The organism is Bacteroides xylanisolvens, assembly GCF_018289135.1.
In the GTDB taxonomy this organism is placed as follows: Bacteria; Bacteroidota; Bacteroidia; order Bacteroidales; family Bacteroidaceae; genus Bacteroides; species Bacteroides xylanisolvens.
The window spans coordinates 757,493-775,469 of sequence record NZ_CP072216.1; the positions used below are offsets into that span (position 1 = coordinate 757,493).

The following is a 17,977-nucleotide window of genomic DNA, read 5'->3' on the forward strand; positions in this document are numbered from 1 at the left end:
TTAGCTTATATGAAAACTAAGATATTATTTATAAAAATGTTTGTCCTTTCTTGCATGTTGTTTACTTTAGGGTTTACAGCTGGAAGTTGCTCTGACGATGATGACGTACTTCAGGCAGGATATGGATATGCTCAGTTCAAACTTTATAAAGGTGTTTCGACAGGTACACGTGCCAGTACGAATGAGCTGGATTATTTGCGTGATGCGCAAAAAATGAAAATCGTGCTTATCAATCAGGAAGACGGTACTGAAATTGTACAGACTGTCGGTCTGGAAGCGATGGGTGACGATAGTGAATTTGGCTTGAGAAGTGACAAACTTCAATTGATGGCCGGAACTTATCAGATTATCGGTTTCTATCTGTATAAAGCAGATGGAACTACGCAGGATTTGAAACAGATTCTTTCCGGCGAACCGGATAAAAAGACAATTTTGACTGTAGTAAATGGTGGGTTAGCTGTACAAGACATACAGGTGAAAGTAGTGAATCGAGGGATAGTGAAATTTACTATAACTAAAAAATTTCTACCATCCACTCGGGCAATAGGCGAAGATTATGTTTTCTCCGATATCAAATACATCAATGTAACGGTACAGGAACAGTTTACGAAAAAAGAGACGACTCTTGAGAATATTGCCGTAAAGTATACAGAGAAGCTGGATGATAGTGGAAAGAAGATATCCGTGGCTGTCAGTGATTCATTATTCCGTCTTTCTGCCGGTAAATATAAGATTAAAAGTTATACGACTAAAAAGAAAAATAAGGGATCTTTGGAATATGGAGAAGTAAACGGTGCTGACTTTGAAGTGCTGGATAATGTGACTACTGAAGTTAACGTTCCGATTAATTTCAGTAAAACTACCGGCAGTATTAAGGACTATCTTGTTCTGAAAGAAATGTGGGAAGCCTTGAAAGGCCCGTCTATTCCGGAAAAGAATCAGAAGGGATGGAGTTATTCGGGTACTACATATCCTTTAGGTACTAACTGGGATTTCAATAAAGATATTGATTTGTGGGGAGATCAACCTGGTGTCGATTTGGATGCCAAAGGACGTGTCACAGGTCTTTCTATCGGTGCGTTCGGTCCTGAAGGTGATATTCCTGAATCTTTGGGAGACTTAACGGAGCTTAGAACTTTATCTTTAGGTAATCATGCCGACCAAGTAGGTGATAATATCATTGAGAAGACGATGGGAACTGAATTGACTGAAGTACAGAAGAACTCTATAAGGAGTGATTATTATAATAAGTTTGTAAAGGTGGATATTGAATCGTATTTCTCCGAACCGATACAAGCTGCTTTGAAGTGGCAGAAAGAGGGGATACCCAGTCGTTTTTCTCAGCCTACTGTAAATAGCAAAGCCAATCGTCCTTCTTTGAAAGATGTCCCGGTCAATCGGTTGACAAATGGAATTCATAGAATACCCGCTTCTATTGGAAACTTGAAGAAATTGCAATATTTGTATATTGCCAACGGTAAATTCGAAGGATTTGAACCGGGGACTGACCTAAGTGGGCTGGAGAATCTGACAGACCTTGAAATTTACAATTGTCCGTCTATGACAAAACTTCCGGAAGAACTGAATAAACTGCCGAACCTTCAATCATTCAACTTGGCGAGTAATCCGAGTTTGGGAGATTTTCATGAGGATTTAGGTAAGTTTGTAGCCAGCGAAAGTATAAGTAAAACATTGCAGATCTTTTATTTGACTTATAATAAACTGACTGTTTTGCCGGATATGTCAATGGTGAAAAAACTTGGTAAACTGGATTGTGCATACAATCAGATTAAAAAGATTGAGAAAGCATTCGGTAGTGATGTTATTTTGGTACAATTGTCAATGGATCACAATCAGATAGAGGAATTGCCACGTGATGAAAGTGGACATTTCTGCGGATATGCTGATGTGGAGTCTTTCTCTTTTGCTTATAATAAATTGAAGAAATTCCCTAATATATTCAGTTCGCAATCTGTATATGTAATGTCTTCTGTTAATTTTTCATTCAATGAAATTGATGGATTTGAGGGTGAAGAGAATGGAACTTTTAATGGCGTAAATGCCAGTACGATTGCATTGGGGGGGAATAAATTGAAAAAATTCCCGAAGATACTGTTTGATACAAATTCTCAGGTGTCAGCTTTAGGACTGAACGGTAATGGAATAGAAGAGATACCGAAAGGTACATTCAATGCATCAAAATATTCGTATATGATGAAAACATTCGACTTGACTTATAATCACTTATCAAAGCTTCCGGATGATTTTAATGGGAAAAATATGCCTTTCCTTTATGGTGTGGATCTAAGTAACAACCGCTTTACGGAAGTTCCTACCGGACCGATGGACGCTGCCACATTAACTGTTTATGCTGTACGTAACCAGCGCGATGAGAATGGTAACCGCTTGTTGAGAAAATGGCCGGGCAATTTAGGCTTATGTCCGAGTTTGAGACAATTCTGTATTGGTGGAAATGATTTGCGAAAGATTTCTGATACGATATCATCGGCTATTATCGTTTTTGAGATAAAGGATAATCCAAATATCTCTCTCAATCTTTCCAATGTTTGCGATCTGATTAAAGAGGGAAGATATCTCCTCATCTACGATCCGGAACAGGATATTCGTGGATGTGATTATTTGAAAGAATAAATAGATAAATAACAAAAAAGAATCTATATGAAACCATTGTTTAAAATATATTTATGCCTCTTTGCAAGCTTGTGTTTTATTGCTGCTTGTGATGATTCGGATGAGGAAGGCATTTCTGGCTTCACCATCGATGCCCAGGAGTTCACCTTGGGTGCTACAGGTGGAATGGAGTCGGTGAAAGTAGCTTCGGGTACTAAATGGGTGGCAAAGGTCAACCAGCCTTGGGTGAAGGTGATGCCTGCTAATGGTGTCGGAAGCACTAATTGTGAGATTGTAGTGGATTCTACACTTTCTAATGATGTGAGACATGCTGTCGTGACGTTTGTACCGGAAGGACAGTCTAAGCAAGAACTGAAAATACATCAGACCGGATATGGAAAGATGATAGGTCTGGATAAATATGAAGTGGAAGTTGCCAGTATGGCTAACGAGGATAAAAGATATTTTGATATATCGGTGACTACAAATGTCAAATTCAAGGTCGATTATCCTTTGATGGGCTCTTGGGTGACTACTTCCAAAAGACAACCTGATATATCTTTGGATTATGGAGCTCGTCCCCGTACCATCAAGATGCGATTTAAGTGGGATATGAATACGGATCCGAAAGAAAGAATCGCTTCGATTAAGTTCCTTCCGGTGAACGAGGAAGATGAACTGGAGAAAGAGGTAGCTTTGACTATAAAACAGGAAGCTTCACCGGAAATAACAGATGATAGACGGGGAGATTCCATTGCTATTGTCATTGCAAGTACCAAATTGCGTTCAATGATAAGTTGGGATACCAGCGAACGTCTTGACTATTGGGCAGGCATAACCGTATGGGAGAGAACAGATAAAGGTGTGACTCCGGAACAAATCGGTCGTGTACGTTCTGTTGAATTCAAAATGCTGAATACAAAGGAGGAATTACCTGCTGAAATCGGTAAAATCAAATATTTGGAGACATTGGTTGTCGCTAGTAATACGAATACGCAGTTGCTTCCTGCTACTTATAGGATTGGAAACGCATTAAAGGGATTGCAGCATCTGAAGAATCTGACAATAAGTGCGATGGGTATTACAACTATCTCAAAATCAGAATTAGAAGGATCTTGTCAGATTTTAACTAAATTGGATTTGAGTAGTAATAACTTTACGGCTATACCGTCTGACTTGCAATTCAGGAACTTCCCGGAACTGACTCATTTGAGTTTGACAGGTAATCGTCGATACAGTTCAATTACAGATTTGAACGATACACGTGAAAATCTCGGCTTGAAATTTGATGCGAGTAATAATTATAATTTTAAGAACTTGTTGAAGTGGGAAAAACTGAAATCGTTGTCATTATCCTATAATTTGATATATGGAGAGCTACCTACATTCATCGGTTACGGTGGCCGACTGGAATCGGGTGTATATGCTTATACCGATGAAGATATTCAGAGTAACGATACATTAAACAGTGCAAGCAATGAGGTGAAGGCAAAATTAAAGACTATTCCAAGGATTCTGCCTAATGCCGAGCGGTTCACTATTAACTTGAACTTCTTGTCGGGAGATGATTTACCGGAATGGCTACTTTATCATCCGCGTTTCGCACGTTTCGATCCGTTCACTTTGATTTATACACAGGATTCTGGAAAGGATATGAATGGTAATGTTCCGGGATTTAAGAACGAACCTTCTAATTTGGAATGGTTTTACGAGCGTTATCCGAAAGCCAGACCTACATTAACTGAATATTGATTTGATTATGAAAAGAATATATTTAATTCTAATAGCCGCTGTAGCAATCACTTTTACATCCTGTTCCGACCGGGATATGGATACAGTGAAACCTGATACAGGGCAGGGAGCTCCAATTATTAATTTACCCGAGGGAGCGAGCCAGGGAAAAATAATGGTAAAATTCAAACCGGAAGCGGCATCCTTTTTGGATGCTGCTGTAACTCGCTCTATTGGAGGTGCGATGACCCGTTCGGGAATTTCGGATATGGATGTAATTCTGCAGCGAATCGGTACTCATAAATTGGAGCGTATTTTCCCGATAGATAACCGCACGGAAGAACGCACCCGCAAGGCAGGACTGAATCTTTGGTATGTTATCCATTTTGATGAAGATACGAATTTGGAGCAGGTGGCTAAAGATTTGTCGCAGGTAGCAGATGTGGCGAAAGTCCAATTTAGCCATATTATCCAACGTTCATACGATCCTAATGTGCGGGCAACAGTTCTCACCAAACAAGCAATGAGTCATGTGATGCGTAACACTCGCGCCATAAATGTCACACCGGATGATACCTATTTTAATCTACAATGGGGGTGTAAGAATGATGGTTCTATTCTTCAGAATGAAGACAAGAATGACAAGGGTGACAAGGTGGTACCTGCTGTAACGGGGGTTGATGTAAATTGTGGAGAAGCTTGGAAACTTTGTACGGGAGATCCTTCCATCATCGTAGCTGTGCTTGATGAAGGTGTGATGTATGATCATCCTGATTTAAAGGGGAATATGTGGGTGAATGAGGCCGAAACATTTGCTTCAAAGGAAGATGCTGATGGAAATGGTTATGCCGGTGACCGTTATGGCTACAATTTCACAGATGATAAAGGTTATATTTCTTATGATGACCCGAATGATACCGGACATGGAACTCATGTGGCTGGGATTATCAGTGCAGTGAGAAATAATGGTGAAGGTATTAGTGGTATTGCAGGAGGGGATAAAGCTAGTAATATAGGTGGTGTAAAGATAATGAGTTGTCAGGTGTTTTCCGGTTCTAAAGGATGTGACCTGTATCAGGAAGCGAAAGCCGTGAAATATGCAGCAGATAATGGTGCCGTTATTTTGCAGTGTAGTTGGGGATACAATTCGGGACTTGCCAATCCCATTAGCGGATATAGTCCGGGTTATACTTCTGATAAAGCCTGGGTAGACAGTGCTCCGCTGGAGAAAGAGGCTTTTGACTATTTTATTCATAATGCCGGCTCGCCAAATGATGTCATAGACGGAGGTATCATCGTGTTTGCTTCAGGTAATGAATATGCAGCCATGGCCGGATATCCGGGCGCTTATCCTGATTATATTTCGGTAGCGGCCGTAGCAGCCGATGGTACTCCATCCAGTTATTCTAATTATGCGCATGGAGTTTCTATCTGTGCTCCAGGTGGAGACAGTGATTATCATCAGAGCCCCAAAGGTAAAATATATTCCACAATACCATCTTCTGCCAGTGAAGATGGTGGGAATTATGGATACATGGAAGGAACGTCACAGGCTTGTCCACATGTTTCGGGAGTAGCCGCACTGGGACTTTCTTATGCTGCCAAATTGCATCGTCATTTTCGTGCAGATGAATTCCGTAAAATGATATTGGAATCTGCCAAGCCGGTAGAACCATATTTCACGGAAATGAAAGTATATTGGTACACAAATGCTTCATTTGGCCAAATTGCAGCCGGACAGATGGAACCTGCTGCTTATACAGGTAATATGGGTACAGGACTGATTGATGCCTATCAGTTATTGAAAGCTGTTGAGGGCAGAGGTGTCGAGATGACTGTTCCCAATATGTATGTGTCCGTTGGTGGTACAAGTAAGATCAATTACTCCCGTTATTTTAAGAATGGAGAGAATATGACTTTCTCATGTAAAGTTGATGATAGCTCGATAGCTGTTTTTCTCACTGCGGAAGACAACATTACTTTCACCTTGAAAGGATTGAAAGTGGGTTCTACGAAAGCTACCGTTACGGCGACTGACGGTACCAAGCAAGATTTCTTTATTACTGTTCGTAAAAACGATAGTTGGTTGTAAATGTGATTATGAAACGATACTTTACCGGAGCCATCAAGTATGGACTGTTCTTTTTCTTTCTTCTGTCTTCTGCGCATAGTTTTGTGCAGGAAACAGGAGAGGAGCAAGTCTTGCAGTTTGAATGTACTGCAATCAATATAGGGACTTTGTCGGAAGACGATGCGCCGGTAACGTATCATTTTAAATACTGTAATGTAAGTAAAAAAACGGTGCGTATCTCTAAGTTGACTACTTCCTGTGGCTGTACGGTAGCCAAGTGTAATAAAGACTTGGTACAACCGGGGGAACGGGGAGAAATCAATTTGGTTTTTCATCCTAAGGATCAGGCTGGTGATTTGTATCGGGAAGCATTTGTCTATACCGATCTCTCCGGAAAGAAACCGATGATCAGGCTGGTACTTACTGGTAAGGTATCACCTACCAGCGACCAATGGAAGGGATATCCCGTAGCTATTGGGAATACATTGCGACTGAAACGGAAAGAATGGCAGATTAGAGTGCTTTCTCGAGAAGGAATGCAAGTGGAAAGATTCATTTGTGTCAATACAGGAAAGCAACCTTTAAATTTGTCAGCCTTGATGCTGCCGGAATACATTCGTTTTCGAACAGAGCCGAAAGTTATTCTTCCGGAAACGGAAGCCGACATGATTCTTTCTATTGATAGAAGTTTGTTGCCTCAAAAGAATGAAATTACATTTTGTTTGGTCTTGGACGGCATTTCAGTACGCCCTTCTGAACGGACAGTACAAGTGAAATTATTGTTACAATAATAAATAATATAAAATATGTATATGAAAAATATATTCAGAATAATGCTACTACTCACCACGATGCTGTTTGTGTCATGTGGGGATGATGATGAAGTAAAGCTTCCTGATACTAAGGATGTAAATTATGCGAATATCGCAGGAAGCTGGCGATTGAGTGAATGGAATGGAGAAAACCTGGAAGGTGACACACGTTACTATTATATAACGTTTGATCGGAAGGAAAAAGACGGAAAACGTTCTTACACTATTTATACGAATCTCAACAGTGCTACATCTGAGCAAATTCCCGGTTCTTTTCTTTTGAGTAAAGAAGATGATTACGGAGATATTATTAGCGGTACTTACTATTATCAGCTTGATACGGATGATGAATGGGAATATTCATACATTGTTTCGGGGTTGACTGATACTTCGATGATATGGACTGCCAAAGAAGATATGGGAGAAATGAAAGTTTATACTCGTTGTAATGAAGTTCCGGCAGATATCATAGCCGGAACAAGAGCTTCATTCTAGTTGTATTCTGTTTCTTACTTTATTGCCATCAGATTTTCTTGAAAATTGGGGCATCTTTTTATAATAAAACCGTTTAAGCAAATCTTTGTATTTAAACGGTTTTTATTTTTGTATTTATCTTTATTGGTACAAGACCGCACAAATAAAATCAAAGATTTATTTGGAAATAAAATAAAGACTTCTTATCTTTGCATTGGATTTATAATTGTAATGAATACAACTTTGAAAAGAAAGGAAGATAATGAAACCATACGATCGATTATTAGAGCATAATATCAAGCCTTCCATGCAACGCATCGCTATCATGGAATATTTGATGGAGCATCCGATTCATCCGTCGGCTGATGATATTTACACAGCATTGTCTCCTTCAATGCCGACACTTTCAAAGACAACGGTTTATAATACTTTGAAATTGTTTTCCGAACAGGGTGCGGCATTAATGCTTACGATTGACGAAAAGAATACAAATTTTGATGCGGATACTTCTGTACATTCCCATTTCCTTTGTAAACGTTGCGGACATATTTATGATTTGAAATGTCCGGAAGCGATTAAACAAGTGGAAAATCTGGAAATGGATGGTCATCAGGTATCGGAAGTTCATTATTATTATAAAGGTATTTGCAAGAATTGCTTAAGTAAAGATAAAGAAACACGTATTGACTAATTAATTTAAAATTGAGAAGAAAATGAAGAAATTTAGATGTACTGTATGCGGTTACGTTCATGAAGGTGACGCAGCTCCTGAGAAATGTCCATTGTGTAAAGCGCCTGCCAGTAAGTTCGTAGAAGTTGTTGAAGTAGAAGGTGGCGCATTGTCTTTTGCTGACGAACACGTTATCGGTGTTGCAAAAGGTTGTGACGAAGAAATGATTAAGGACTTGAACAATCACTTCATGGGAGAATGTACTGAAGTTGGTATGTATTTGGCCATGAGCCGTCAGGCAGACCGCGAAGGTTATCCTGAAGTAGCTGAAGCTTTCAAACGTTACGCTTGGGAAGAAGCTGAACATGCTGCTAAGTTTGCAGAACTGTTGGGTGACTGCGTATGGGATACTAAAACTAACCTGCAGAAACGTAAAGACGCTGAACAAGGTGCTTGCGAAGACAAAAAACGCATCGCAACTCGTGCTAAAGCTCTGAACCTGGATGCTATCCATGACACTGTACACGAAATGTGCAAAGACGAAGCTCGTCACGGTAAAGGTTTTGAAGGATTATACAACCGTTATTTCGGTGATAAGAAATAATTAAGCCTAATAAACTCTTAAAAGGTCTGTATTCCACAACGAATACAGACCTTTTTTATTTATATTTGTCTATCAATTTTTAAATACCACAGTTATGAGAAAAGTACAACTATTGTTAGTTTGTTTAATGCTTTCAGCGGCTGCCTTTGCTGCTGATAAGGTGATTAAATTGCCGAAGCCTAATTTAAACCGCACTGGTGCGGTGATGAAGGCATTGTCTGAACGACATTCAACTCGCGAATATGCTTCGAAAGCATTGAGCCTGGCTGATCTGTCTGATTTGTTGTGGGCTGCTAATGGAATAAACCGTAAGGAATCCGGAATGAGAACCGCTCCGTCAGCGTTGAATAAACAGGATGTGGATGTATATGTAGTGTTGCCTGAAGGAAGTTATCTGTATGATGCGAAAAATCATCAGTTGACACTGATAGCTGCGGGAGATTATCGTGGTGCAGTAGCTGGTGGTCAGGCGTTTGTGAAAACAGCTCCGGTATCATTGGTTTTAATCAGCGATCTTTCGCGGTTTGGCGATGCCAAAAGTCCACGCAGTCAGTTGATGGGGGCTATGGATGCCGGTATTGTTTCCCAAAATATTTCAATCTTTTGTTCTGCTGCTAACTTGGCAACAGTACCACGTGCTTCGATGGACAATGAGCAGCTAAAGAAAGTTTTGAAATTGAAAGATAGTCAGATGCCAATGATGAATCATCCTGTAGGATACTTCAAATAAGGATTCGCAGGAAGACTTATAAGCCGTATAAAGAAGATTTATAAGCCTATAAAAAAGAGTGACGCTATCTCTATCGGATACCGTCACTCTTTGCTTGTTATAGCGTCACTATCCTGACCGGATACCGTCACTATATTTTCTTCATTATTTCAAGAGAAATTCATCAATCGCTTTCTTGTAAGTTGCTTTATCAGCAGCTCCACGGAAAAGCTGTGGATCCCCTTTCATCGGAATGAACACAAACAATGGAATACTTGTAGCATTAAACAAAGCTGCCAGTTCTTTTTGTTTATCCACGTTAACTTTGTAGATGACAATTTTCCCTGCATATTCCTTTGCCAGTTCTTTCATGATAGGAGCTGTCTGACGGCAAGGTCCGCACCAGTCTGCATATAAATCGATGATGGCGGGCTTGTCGCCTTTGTATTTCCACTCCTTTGATTTCTCATAATCGAAGACGTCTTTCAGAAACATATCTTTGTCCATTACGACGACTTCACCGTTACCTGTTACCTCTTTTTTACCTTGATTGGATTCCCCGCTGTCATTGAAAGCGTATACAATCACGCTTACCATGACAAGGGCTACCATTACTAATACTTTCTTCATTTGTTATCTTTACCTTTTTAACTATAATGCTTTTCAATAACCCCTTGCAGCTCGCTGCTATGGATTACGCCGGAATGTCTCCAGACAGCCTCTCCGTTTTTAAATAATATAAAGGTCGGGACAGCTTGTATGCGATATTTAGTAGCCAGTTCTTCATGCTGGTCAACATCTATCTTTGCAATACGTGCTTTATCTCCTACAATTAATTTTAGTTCTTCTAAAACTGGTTTCATAGCTTTACAGGGTCCGCACCATTCTGCAAAGAAATCAACTAAAACCGGTACCGGTGACTGTATTAAATCTTCAAACTTTTCCATAATCTTTCCTTTCTTAGAGTTAAATGACAGTCATTGAAGACTGCAAATATAAATCCTATTTTATTATAATAACGAAAAAAGGTCGTTTTTGTTCATAGAATAGTCATTGTAGAGTCATCATCTTGTAATGTGAAAGAGGGAACTTTGCGTATCGAAAAATAATAGAACTATGAAATTCTTATTTATTGTTCAAGGTGAGGGGAGAGGGCACTTTACACAGGCGATCACCCTCGAAGAAATGTTATTGCGTAATGGACACGAAGTAGTGGAAGTCTTGGTGGGAAAAAGCTCGACACGTACCTTGCCGGGATTTTTCAATCGGAGCATTCACGCACCAGTGAAGCGCTTCATTAGTCCAAACTTTCTGCCTACAGCAGATAATAAGCGGGCAAATCTGACGAAAAGCTTTGCATACAATTTATTGAAACTACCGGAATATATCCGTAGTATGTATTATATAAATCAGCGGATCAGGGAGACAGGGGCGGAAGTCGTCATCAACTTCTACGAACTTTTAACCGGACTTACCTATGCACTCTTCCGCCCCTCTGTTCCGTATATTTGCGTTGGACATCAGTATTTGTTTTTGCATCATGATTTCGAGTTTCCGGATAAGAGTTCGTGTCAGTTATGGATGTTGCGTTTCTTTACCCGGATGACTGCTCTGAAATCCTCGAAGAAGCTGGCTTTATCTTTCCGGGAAATGGAGCAGGATGATAATAATCAGATAGTAACTGTCCCTCCTTTGATTCGTCAGGAAGTGACAGCTATCCGGCCGGAAGAGGGGAATTATATTCACGGATATATGGTCAATTCCGGGTTTGCCGATAGCGTGGAGCATTTTCATGCAAGGCATCCGGAAGTCCCACTAACATTTTTCTGGGATAAATCGGATACCGAGGAGGTGATACGGGTGGACGAAACATTGAGTTTCCATCAAATAGATGATGTGAAGTTTCTTAATGCTATGGCAGGTTGCAGAGCTTATGCCAGTACGGCTGGTTTCGAGTCTATTTGTGAAGCAATGTATCTTGGAAAACCAGTGTTGATGGTCCCGGCACATATTGAACAGGACTGTAATGCGTATGATGCAATGAAAGCGGGAGCAGGAATAATCAGTGATTCCTTTGACTTGCAACCGTTGCTCCGTTTTGTCGGGAAATATGCCCCGAACCGTCACTTTATTTATTGGGTTCGCAGTTGTGAACGTCGGATCATCCTGGAACTGGAGAAACTGGCAGCCTCACAATCAGAAATAACTTCAATACCAACATTCAATAATTATTTACCAATATGAAACTGAACAGAACAGATTATGTGCTTGAAAGCGCATCGGATGGTGGCTATTATGCCTGGTTGACTGTAAATATGCACTGTAACGCTTATGGAGAATCTCCGGAAGAAGCAATTCAGAATTTACAGAATATAATGAATGAAATGATTGATGAGATGTATATGGTGGAAGAGTTTATATAAATTGAAAATAGAGAATTAAAAATTGAGAAATATAATGCCAGATGGCATAACTTTTATTTCTCAATTTTTAATTCTCAACTCTCAACTTACTCAATGCTAAGTTCGTCGATGATATGAGAGGCTCCTGCGTATTTATCGATGATAAACAAGGTATAGCGGATGTCAACACAAGCGGCTCGCTGCGATGAAGGACGGAAAGCAATGTCTCCTGTTAAGCCTTCAAAGTTGCGGTCGAAAGCAGTTCCAACCAACTGACCTTTGCTGTTAAATACCGGACTACCGGAATTTCCTCCTGTATTGTCGGTGTTTACAATAAAGCAGACGGGCATTTCACCGTTTTTACCATAGCGTCCATAATCCTGGGATTTATACAGCTCTTTCAATTTTTGAGGCACTACAAATTCCCAGTTACCCTGATCTTCTTTCTCCATTACACCTTTGAGGGTGGTATGAGCATCATACACAACACCGTCAGCGGGTTCATAAGAAAGTACCTGGCCGTAGGTCAAACGTAAAGTTGAATTGGCGTCCGGATAAATAGGTGTACCTTTTTCCTGTCTCATATCCATCATGCCTTTCACCCATACTTTATGAGCAGCGTCATAGTTCTGATTTGCTTCTTTCATGGCAATGGCTGTTTTCAAGATCCCGTCGGTAATAGAATATTTGAATAATACCATCCAGTCATATCCTATTTTATACAAACTTGGTTTCTTGATAAACTTTTCAAAGTTTTTAGGATTGCCAAAAATAGAATGTTCAAAGCATGCATCGACGAAGGCATCGATACTTCCCTTGAAGCGGGAATTGATGATTTCGAAGATGTTGATTCGTTGTTCCTCCGGAATATAGTTGGCATAAGTTTTCAGCATCTCTTTGGCAACCATCCGTTCTACTTCGGGGAAGGGGACAGAAGCAAAATACTTATCAGCTTCTTGCTTTAATTTTAGCTTCGCCTCTTTTATTTGCTCTTTATCTTTTGATTTTAGAGCGGCAACCAATTCCATCGTGGAAGGGATGCGCATAAAATCAAGGGCGGTGACCAATGCTTCATTGATAGCCTGCTGATGATAGATCGCGTCACGGCGATGAGCCACAATAGAACGAATCTCATCAAAAGCTTTCTGATATGAATCATCTCCTTTTTCACGGCCACGGGCTAATAATTCCTCTTGTTGCGCACGTTTGGTATCCAGTACGTTGAGACGTACCAGTCCTTCATTCATACCGATGGCATTCTTCCAGTAGTTGGCTGATGAAGCATATTTGCTTGCATAATGAATACGTACGGCAGGATCTTTCAGCATTTGCTCCATGAGTACTTTCTGACGGGCTCCACGTACATGCTGGCGCATAAAGTTGGTCGTTTGCATCCGTTCTTCCACTTCGTCGGAAATCATATATCGCCAGTTACGTCCCGGAAATCCCATCACAAAGGTGAAATCTCCTTCCTGAACTCCGGCAATGCTGATTTTCAGGTGTTTCTTTACCTGCAAAGGGACGTTGTCTTTTGAATATTTTGCCGGTTTTCCGTTCTTGTCCGCATAAATACGGAAAAGGGAAAAGTCGCCTGTGTGACGAGGCCACATCCAGTTGTCGGTATCTGCGCCGAATTTGCCGATGGAAGAAGGAGGAGCGCCTACCATACGAATATCACTGTACACCGTTTTGATGAACATATAATATTTGTTTCCTCCGTAAAAAGCCTTGAGCTCCAGTTTTGTTGCAGGAGTTATTTCTATGTTCTCTGCTTTGGCGAAACGTTCTGCCACGGTGCCCAGATAACTTGGTGACAGGTAGTTGACACCTTCCGGGTCCGGATCTTTTTTCAGTTGCTCATTGACGTAATCGGTCACATCCAGAATCCGGTCGATAAATGTAACGGTCAATCCCGGAGTAGGAAGTTCCGTGTCACGATTCATAGCCCAGAAACCATCTGTCAGGTAGTCATGTTCTACATTACTGTGTTGCTGGATAGCTCCATAACCACAGTGGTGATTCGTCAGTACCAGTCCTTCGGAAGAGATAATTTCTCCCGTACATCCTCCTCCAAAGTGTACCACAGCATCTTTCAGAGAAAGACCGTTCGCGTCATATACTTCTTCGATCGGAATTTCAAGACCGAGTTCGCGCATGGCAACTGCGTTCTGGGTTTTCAGATCGGTTAGCATCCACATGCCTTCGTCGGCGTGGATGCTAAGAGTTGCCAGTGAAAATAGGACAAATAGGATTTGTTTTCTCATTTATTCTATGATTGTCATTTCATTAATCAAGTGTCCGCAGTTGCCTAACTTCTCCAGAATGAACAGGACATAACGGATATCCAGGTTAATGCAACGTTGCAGGTTGTTGTCGAAGTTGATGTCACCGCTCAATGATTCCCAGTTACCATCAAAAGCACAACCGATCAGTTCTCCGTTTTCATTCAATACCGGGCTGCCGGAATTACCGCCGGTGATGTCATTGGTAGACAGGAAGCAGACAGGCATATCACCGTTCGGTAAAGCATAACGGCCATAATCTTTCTTCTCAATCAGCTCTTTCAGTTTGGCAGGTACAACGAACTCGCGGTCTTCCGGATTTTCTTTCTCAAGAATTCCTTTAGTGGTGGTGTAATAGTTGTAGTGTACGCCGTCTTTCGGATCGTATGGTTTCACGTTACCATAAGTCAGACGAATGGTAAAGTTTGCGTCCGGGTAAGAGGGGACAGGCAATTTCATTTCGCCCAGACCACGAATATAAGTTTTGTGCAGCAAAGCCAGTTCCTGATCCATGTCCTTGAGCTGGGAAACCAGTTTATCCATCAAGTCATATTTAGACTGGCAGTATTGTAATGCAAGATCGTTGTCGATTGCTTTCACTGACGGCTTCTTCGTAAACTTCTCGAAGTTTGCGCGGTTGGCAAAAATAGAGTTGTCGTACATATCATCAACAAACTTGTTGTAATCGCCCTTATATTTCTGCTCAATTACTTTGTAGATAGACGGACGCTGGTTAGCCGGAACCATTTCCGCATATAACGGGAACAATGCTTTAGCAACTTTGCGGTCTACTTCATGGTCATAATCTTTGTTATGGATACTTTCGTAAGTGCTTTCCAGCGCTTTCATACGTGCTTCGATCACAGAGTCGTTCTTTTCAAGCAATGCTTCACGTGTTTTAGATAACATGACATTACCAAATTCGATAGCTCCGAAGAAAGTCTCTCTCAAACAAGTATATTGATAATTGAGAGGAGTTGTTTTAGCTACCAGGTCATCGATGTTCTTCACGACTGCCGCATATTCGGCATTGTTTTGCGCCTTTGCAAATTCTGCGAATTTAGCTTCCTGTGCAGCTTTCGTTCCCAACACATCATTATCGATGATGGCTTTATTCATACCGATGGAGTTTTTCCAATAATTGCTGGAACCCGCATACTTGTTAGCATACTGAATACGGATTTTGTCACTGGCATTCATCACTTCCTTCAGGACAGCCAAACGTGCGCCACGAATACGGATACGCGGGTCGTTTTCCGATTCCATACGTTCTTTCACCTCTGATACAGTCAGGTAACGGCTCGTACTTCCGGGAAATCCCATAATCATTGCGTAATCTCCCTCTTTCAACCCTTTGATAGAGATAGACAAATGTTTCTTTGTTTTCAGGGGGACATTGTTTTCACTGTATTCTGCCGGTTCACCGTTCGCGTCAGCATAGATACGGAACATGGAGAAGTCGCCGGTATGACGCGGCCACATCCAGTTGTCTGTCTCACCGCCAAACTTACCGATAGAAGAGGGGGGAGCAGCTACCATACGTACATCCGGATATATTTTCTTATAGAAAAGATAGAATTTATTTCCGGCATAGAACGGAAGAGCCTGCGGAACAATTCCTTTTTTGTCTGCCAGGTCACTTTTGAAATAAAGGTCATGAGCCAGCTTTTGAAGGAATGTATTGCTGAATGATTCGGATTCGGTGATTTCCTTCGCTGCAATTTTGGCATTGACAATGTCTGTAACATCTTCGATACGTTCGATAAATGTAAATTTCAGTCCCGGAGTAGGAAGCTCCTTGTCTCTGGAAGTAGCCCAGAAACCATCTGTCAGATAATCGTGCTCAACACTACTATGTTGCTGGATGGAAGCGTAGCCACAGTGGTGATTGGTTAGAATCAAACCTTCGGGCGAGATAATTTCTCCCGTACATCCACCTCCGAATATACCTACGGCATCTTTGAGAGAAATGCCGTTTGGATTATATAAGTCCTGGGCTTCCAGTTTTAATCCCTGTTTTTTCATCATGTCTATGGAGTGTTGCTGTTGCATCAATTGCAATAGCCACATACCCTCATCCGCTCTAACGGAAAATACAAAAAGCGCAGCCAGCGCTACCAGATAAAATCTTAGTTTGTTCATTATTTAATGATAAAATTTGAATATATGATTGTTAATATGTTCTGTTTCTCATTCTCAACTCTCCACTCTCAATTCTCCATTTCTTAAAGCTTCCATGATATTAGCAGGCGGACGTTGATTCATCAGTTCGTTTTTCATAAAGTCCATGTAAGGAGCTACGTGTTTAAAGAACTGATAATAACCTTTGCATAAGTAGTTCAATCCCGGTTCACCTTCTGCTGTTTGGCTAAAACGATTTTTAGGGCATTCCCCGTTGCAGGCAAACAGGAACTCACACTCTTTGCATTGAGTAGGGAGAGACTGGTATTTCATGTTCCCGAAGTTGTGCTGACGCTCGCTATGCATCATTTCTACCAGTGTCTTACTGTAAATGTTACCTAACTTATATTCGGGGAATACAAAGTGGTCGCAAGAATAAACGTCTCCGTTGAATTCCATTACACCGGCATGTCCGCAAGTCTTTGCCATCGTGCATATACCGGGTTGCTCACCCATCCAGTTGGCCAGGGTAGAATCGAATATCTGCACATAGTATTTGCCTACATCTTCTTTCACCCATTCGTCAAAGAGAGTACAGAGGAAGTTCCCCCATTGTTCCGGAGTGATTGAAAAGTCAGCCAGTGTTCCGGCTTTATTTTCGGCAAGAGAAGCGAGATGACGTCCGTCTTCATGTGAAAGAATGCGTTCAACGATAGGAGCGAACTGGATATATTGACAACCGATTTCTTTGAAGAAACGATAAAACTCCAACGGATATTCGGCATTGAAGTCGTTAATAACTGCCATTGCATTCCATTCTACCCCGTGTTTCTTCAGAAGATTGATGCCTTGCATCACTTTCACAAAAGAAGGTTTTCCTAATTTGTTTTTGCGATACTCGTCATGAAACTCCTGCGGACCGTCGATGGAGACACCTACCAACCAATTGTTTTCACGGAAGAATTCGCACCATTCGTCAGTGAGCATAGTTCCGTTGGTCTGGATGCAATTGTCGATCGTACGTCCATGGGCGTATTTCTTTTGCAGTTCCATTGCCTTTTTATAGAAGGAGAGCGGTCGCATCAGCGTTTCTCCTCCGTGCCAGGTGAAAAGTACCTGCGGCATGGTTTGTGAGTTAATGTACTCGTCGATAAACTTTTCCAGAAGTTCATCGCTCATTATGTGTTTCGGATTGTCTTTGTATAGGTTGGCCTTTTCCAAATAATAGCAATACTCGCATGCTAGGTTGCATACGGCACCTACAGGCTTTACCATTACATAAAGCGGTTTGGCAAAAGGGGCAAATGTTGATGTTTTCATGACTGCAAAATTAGATAAACTAAATGAAAAAAATAGCCTTACACCTATGTTTATAAGGATTATTAAAGAAAAGAGTCTTACAAGATTTAAATATTGATAAAATGTTTCTTTGAATTCTGAATCAGTTGTACCTTTGTGCACAGAATTTAA

Annotated in this window: 15 protein-coding genes; 10 read left to right on the forward strand and 5 right to left on the reverse strand. The window is 41.0% G+C overall.

Annotation, left to right across the window (positions count from 1 at the left end; translation table 11 throughout):
- Positions 1 to 9 precede the first annotated feature (9 nt).
- The 8 genes from INE92_RS03305 (at position 10) to INE92_RS03340 (ending at position 9,723) form a co-directional block, all read left to right on the forward strand.
- Positions 10 to 2,652 (forward strand): DUF4458 domain-containing protein, encoded by a 2,643-nt coding sequence (locus INE92_RS03305; protein ID WP_195436555.1) that lies wholly within the window; start codon positions 10 to 12, stop codon positions 2,650 to 2,652.
- 27 nt (positions 2,653 to 2,679) lie between these two features.
- Positions 2,680 to 4,383, forward strand: coding sequence for a BACON domain-containing protein (locus INE92_RS03310; protein WP_008021776.1), 1,704 nt, complete (start codon positions 2,680 to 2,682; stop codon positions 4,381 to 4,383).
- A 7-nt stretch (positions 4,384 to 4,390) separates the two neighbouring features.
- Positions 4,391 to 6,454: a S8 family serine peptidase gene (locus tag INE92_RS03315; protein ID WP_008021777.1), complete on the forward strand. Its 2,064-nt coding sequence runs from the start codon at positions 4,391 to 4,393 to the stop codon at positions 6,452 to 6,454.
- Between the two features lie 8 nt (positions 6,455 to 6,462).
- Positions 6,463 to 7,224: a DUF1573 domain-containing protein gene (locus tag INE92_RS03320; RefSeq protein ID WP_032811832.1), complete on the forward strand. Its 762-nt coding sequence runs from the start codon at positions 6,463 to 6,465 to the stop codon at positions 7,222 to 7,224.
- 21 nt (positions 7,225 to 7,245) lie between these two features.
- Entirely contained in the window at positions 7,246 to 7,740 is a 495-nt protein-coding gene (locus INE92_RS03325) for a lipocalin family protein (protein ID WP_225450801.1), read from the forward strand.
- Between the two features lie 241 nt (positions 7,741 to 7,981).
- A complete protein-coding gene (locus tag INE92_RS03330) occupies positions 7,982 to 8,410 on the forward strand; it encodes a Fur family transcriptional regulator (protein WP_004315958.1) in 429 nt (142 codons plus the stop codon).
- A 22-nt stretch (positions 8,411 to 8,432) separates the two neighbouring features.
- A complete protein-coding gene (locus tag INE92_RS03335) occupies positions 8,433 to 8,993 on the forward strand; it encodes an NADH peroxidase (RefSeq protein ID WP_004297333.1) in 561 nt (186 codons plus the stop codon).
- Positions 8,994 to 9,087: 94 nt separating this feature from the next.
- Positions 9,088 to 9,723 (forward strand): SagB/ThcOx family dehydrogenase, encoded by a 636-nt coding sequence (locus INE92_RS03340; RefSeq protein ID WP_074909034.1) that lies wholly within the window; start codon positions 9,088 to 9,090, stop codon positions 9,721 to 9,723.
- A 144-nt stretch (positions 9,724 to 9,867) separates the two neighbouring features.
- On the opposite strand, the gene INE92_RS03345 is transcribed toward INE92_RS03340, so the two are convergent.
- Together INE92_RS03345 and trxA are read right to left on the reverse strand one after the other, a co-directional pair.
- Positions 9,868 to 10,332 (reverse strand): thioredoxin family protein, encoded by a 465-nt coding sequence (locus INE92_RS03345; RefSeq protein ID WP_004315955.1) that lies wholly within the window; start codon positions 10,330 to 10,332, stop codon positions 9,868 to 9,870.
- A gap of 17 nt (positions 10,333 to 10,349) precedes the next feature.
- On the reverse strand, positions 10,350 to 10,649 hold the full coding sequence (gene trxA, locus INE92_RS03350; RefSeq protein ID WP_049703087.1) for a thioredoxin: 300 nt from the start codon (positions 10,647 to 10,649) through the stop codon (positions 10,350 to 10,352).
- A gap of 169 nt (positions 10,650 to 10,818) precedes the next feature.
- Here trxA and INE92_RS03355 point away from each other — a divergent pair, with 169 nt between their 5' ends.
- Both INE92_RS03355 and INE92_RS03360 read left to right on the forward strand, forming a co-directional pair.
- Positions 10,819 to 11,946: a glycosyltransferase family protein gene (locus INE92_RS03355; RefSeq protein ID WP_004315953.1), complete on the forward strand. Its 1,128-nt coding sequence runs from the start codon at positions 10,819 to 10,821 to the stop codon at positions 11,944 to 11,946.
- Positions 11,943 to 12,125, forward strand: a complete 183-nt coding sequence (locus INE92_RS03360) for a type II toxin-antitoxin system HicB family antitoxin (RefSeq protein ID WP_004315952.1) — start codon at positions 11,943 to 11,945, stop codon at positions 12,123 to 12,125. Before INE92_RS03355 ends, INE92_RS03360 begins: the two co-directional genes overlap by 4 nt.
- Before the next feature lie 86 nt (positions 12,126 to 12,211).
- Here the strand turns inward: INE92_RS03360 and INE92_RS03365 are convergent, their stop codons facing one another.
- Genes INE92_RS03365 through INE92_RS03375 form a run of 3 tightly spaced genes read right to left on the reverse strand, consistent with a single transcriptional unit; the run spans position 12,212 to position 17,827 of the window.
- Entirely contained in the window at positions 12,212 to 14,368 is a 2,157-nt protein-coding gene (locus INE92_RS03365; protein ID WP_151928245.1) for a S46 family peptidase, read from the reverse strand.
- The gene (locus tag INE92_RS03370; protein ID WP_192920517.1) at positions 14,369 to 16,528 is read right to left on the reverse strand and encodes a S46 family peptidase; all 2,160 of its coding nucleotides are present in this window, start codon (positions 16,526 to 16,528) and stop codon (positions 14,369 to 14,371) included.
- A 54-nt stretch (positions 16,529 to 16,582) separates the two neighbouring features.
- Positions 16,583 to 17,827 (reverse strand): anaerobic sulfatase-maturation protein, encoded by a 1,245-nt coding sequence (locus INE92_RS03375; protein WP_004315949.1) that lies wholly within the window; start codon positions 17,825 to 17,827, stop codon positions 16,583 to 16,585.
- Positions 17,828 to 17,977 lie beyond the last annotated feature (150 nt).

What these genes read in the sequence shown, in the direction of transcription:
- INE92_RS03305 (WP_195436555.1), top strand. Translation starts at nt 10, where the DNA reads ATGAAAACTAAGATATTATTTATAAAAATGTTTGTCCTTTCTTGCATG.
- INE92_RS03310 (WP_008021776.1), top strand. Translation starts at nt 2,680, where the DNA reads ATGAAACCATTGTTTAAAATATATTTATGCCTCTTTGCAAGCTTGTGT.
- INE92_RS03315 (WP_008021777.1), top strand. Translation starts at nt 4,391, where the DNA reads ATGAAAAGAATATATTTAATTCTAATAGCCGCTGTAGCAATCACTTTT.
- INE92_RS03320 (WP_032811832.1), top strand. Translation starts at nt 6,463, where the DNA reads ATGAAACGATACTTTACCGGAGCCATCAAGTATGGACTGTTCTTTTTC.
- INE92_RS03325 (WP_225450801.1), top strand. Translation starts at nt 7,246, where the DNA reads ATGAAAAATATATTCAGAATAATGCTACTACTCACCACGATGCTGTTT.
- INE92_RS03330 (WP_004315958.1), top strand. Translation starts at nt 7,982, where the DNA reads ATGAAACCATACGATCGATTATTAGAGCATAATATCAAGCCTTCCATG.
- INE92_RS03335 (WP_004297333.1), top strand. Translation starts at nt 8,433, where the DNA reads ATGAAGAAATTTAGATGTACTGTATGCGGTTACGTTCATGAAGGTGAC.
- INE92_RS03340 (WP_074909034.1), top strand. Translation starts at nt 9,088, where the DNA reads ATGAGAAAAGTACAACTATTGTTAGTTTGTTTAATGCTTTCAGCGGCT.
- INE92_RS03345 (WP_004315955.1), bottom strand. Translation starts at nt 10,332, where the DNA reads ATGAAGAAAGTATTAGTAATGGTAGCCCTTGTCATGGTAAGCGTGATT.
- trxA (WP_049703087.1), bottom strand. Translation starts at nt 10,649, where the DNA reads ATGGAAAAGTTTGAAGATTTAATACAGTCACCGGTACCGGTTTTAGTT.
- INE92_RS03355 (WP_004315953.1), top strand. Translation starts at nt 10,819, where the DNA reads ATGAAATTCTTATTTATTGTTCAAGGTGAGGGGAGAGGGCACTTTACA.
- INE92_RS03360 (WP_004315952.1), top strand. Translation starts at nt 11,943, where the DNA reads ATGAAACTGAACAGAACAGATTATGTGCTTGAAAGCGCATCGGATGGT.
- INE92_RS03365 (WP_151928245.1), bottom strand. Translation starts at nt 14,368, where the DNA reads ATGAGAAAACAAATCCTATTTGTCCTATTTTCACTGGCAACTCTTAGC.
- INE92_RS03370 (WP_192920517.1), bottom strand. Translation starts at nt 16,528, where the DNA reads ATGAACAAACTAAGATTTTATCTGGTAGCGCTGGCTGCGCTTTTTGTA.
- INE92_RS03375 (WP_004315949.1), bottom strand. Translation starts at nt 17,827, where the DNA reads ATGAAAACATCAACATTTGCCCCTTTTGCCAAACCGCTTTATGTAATG.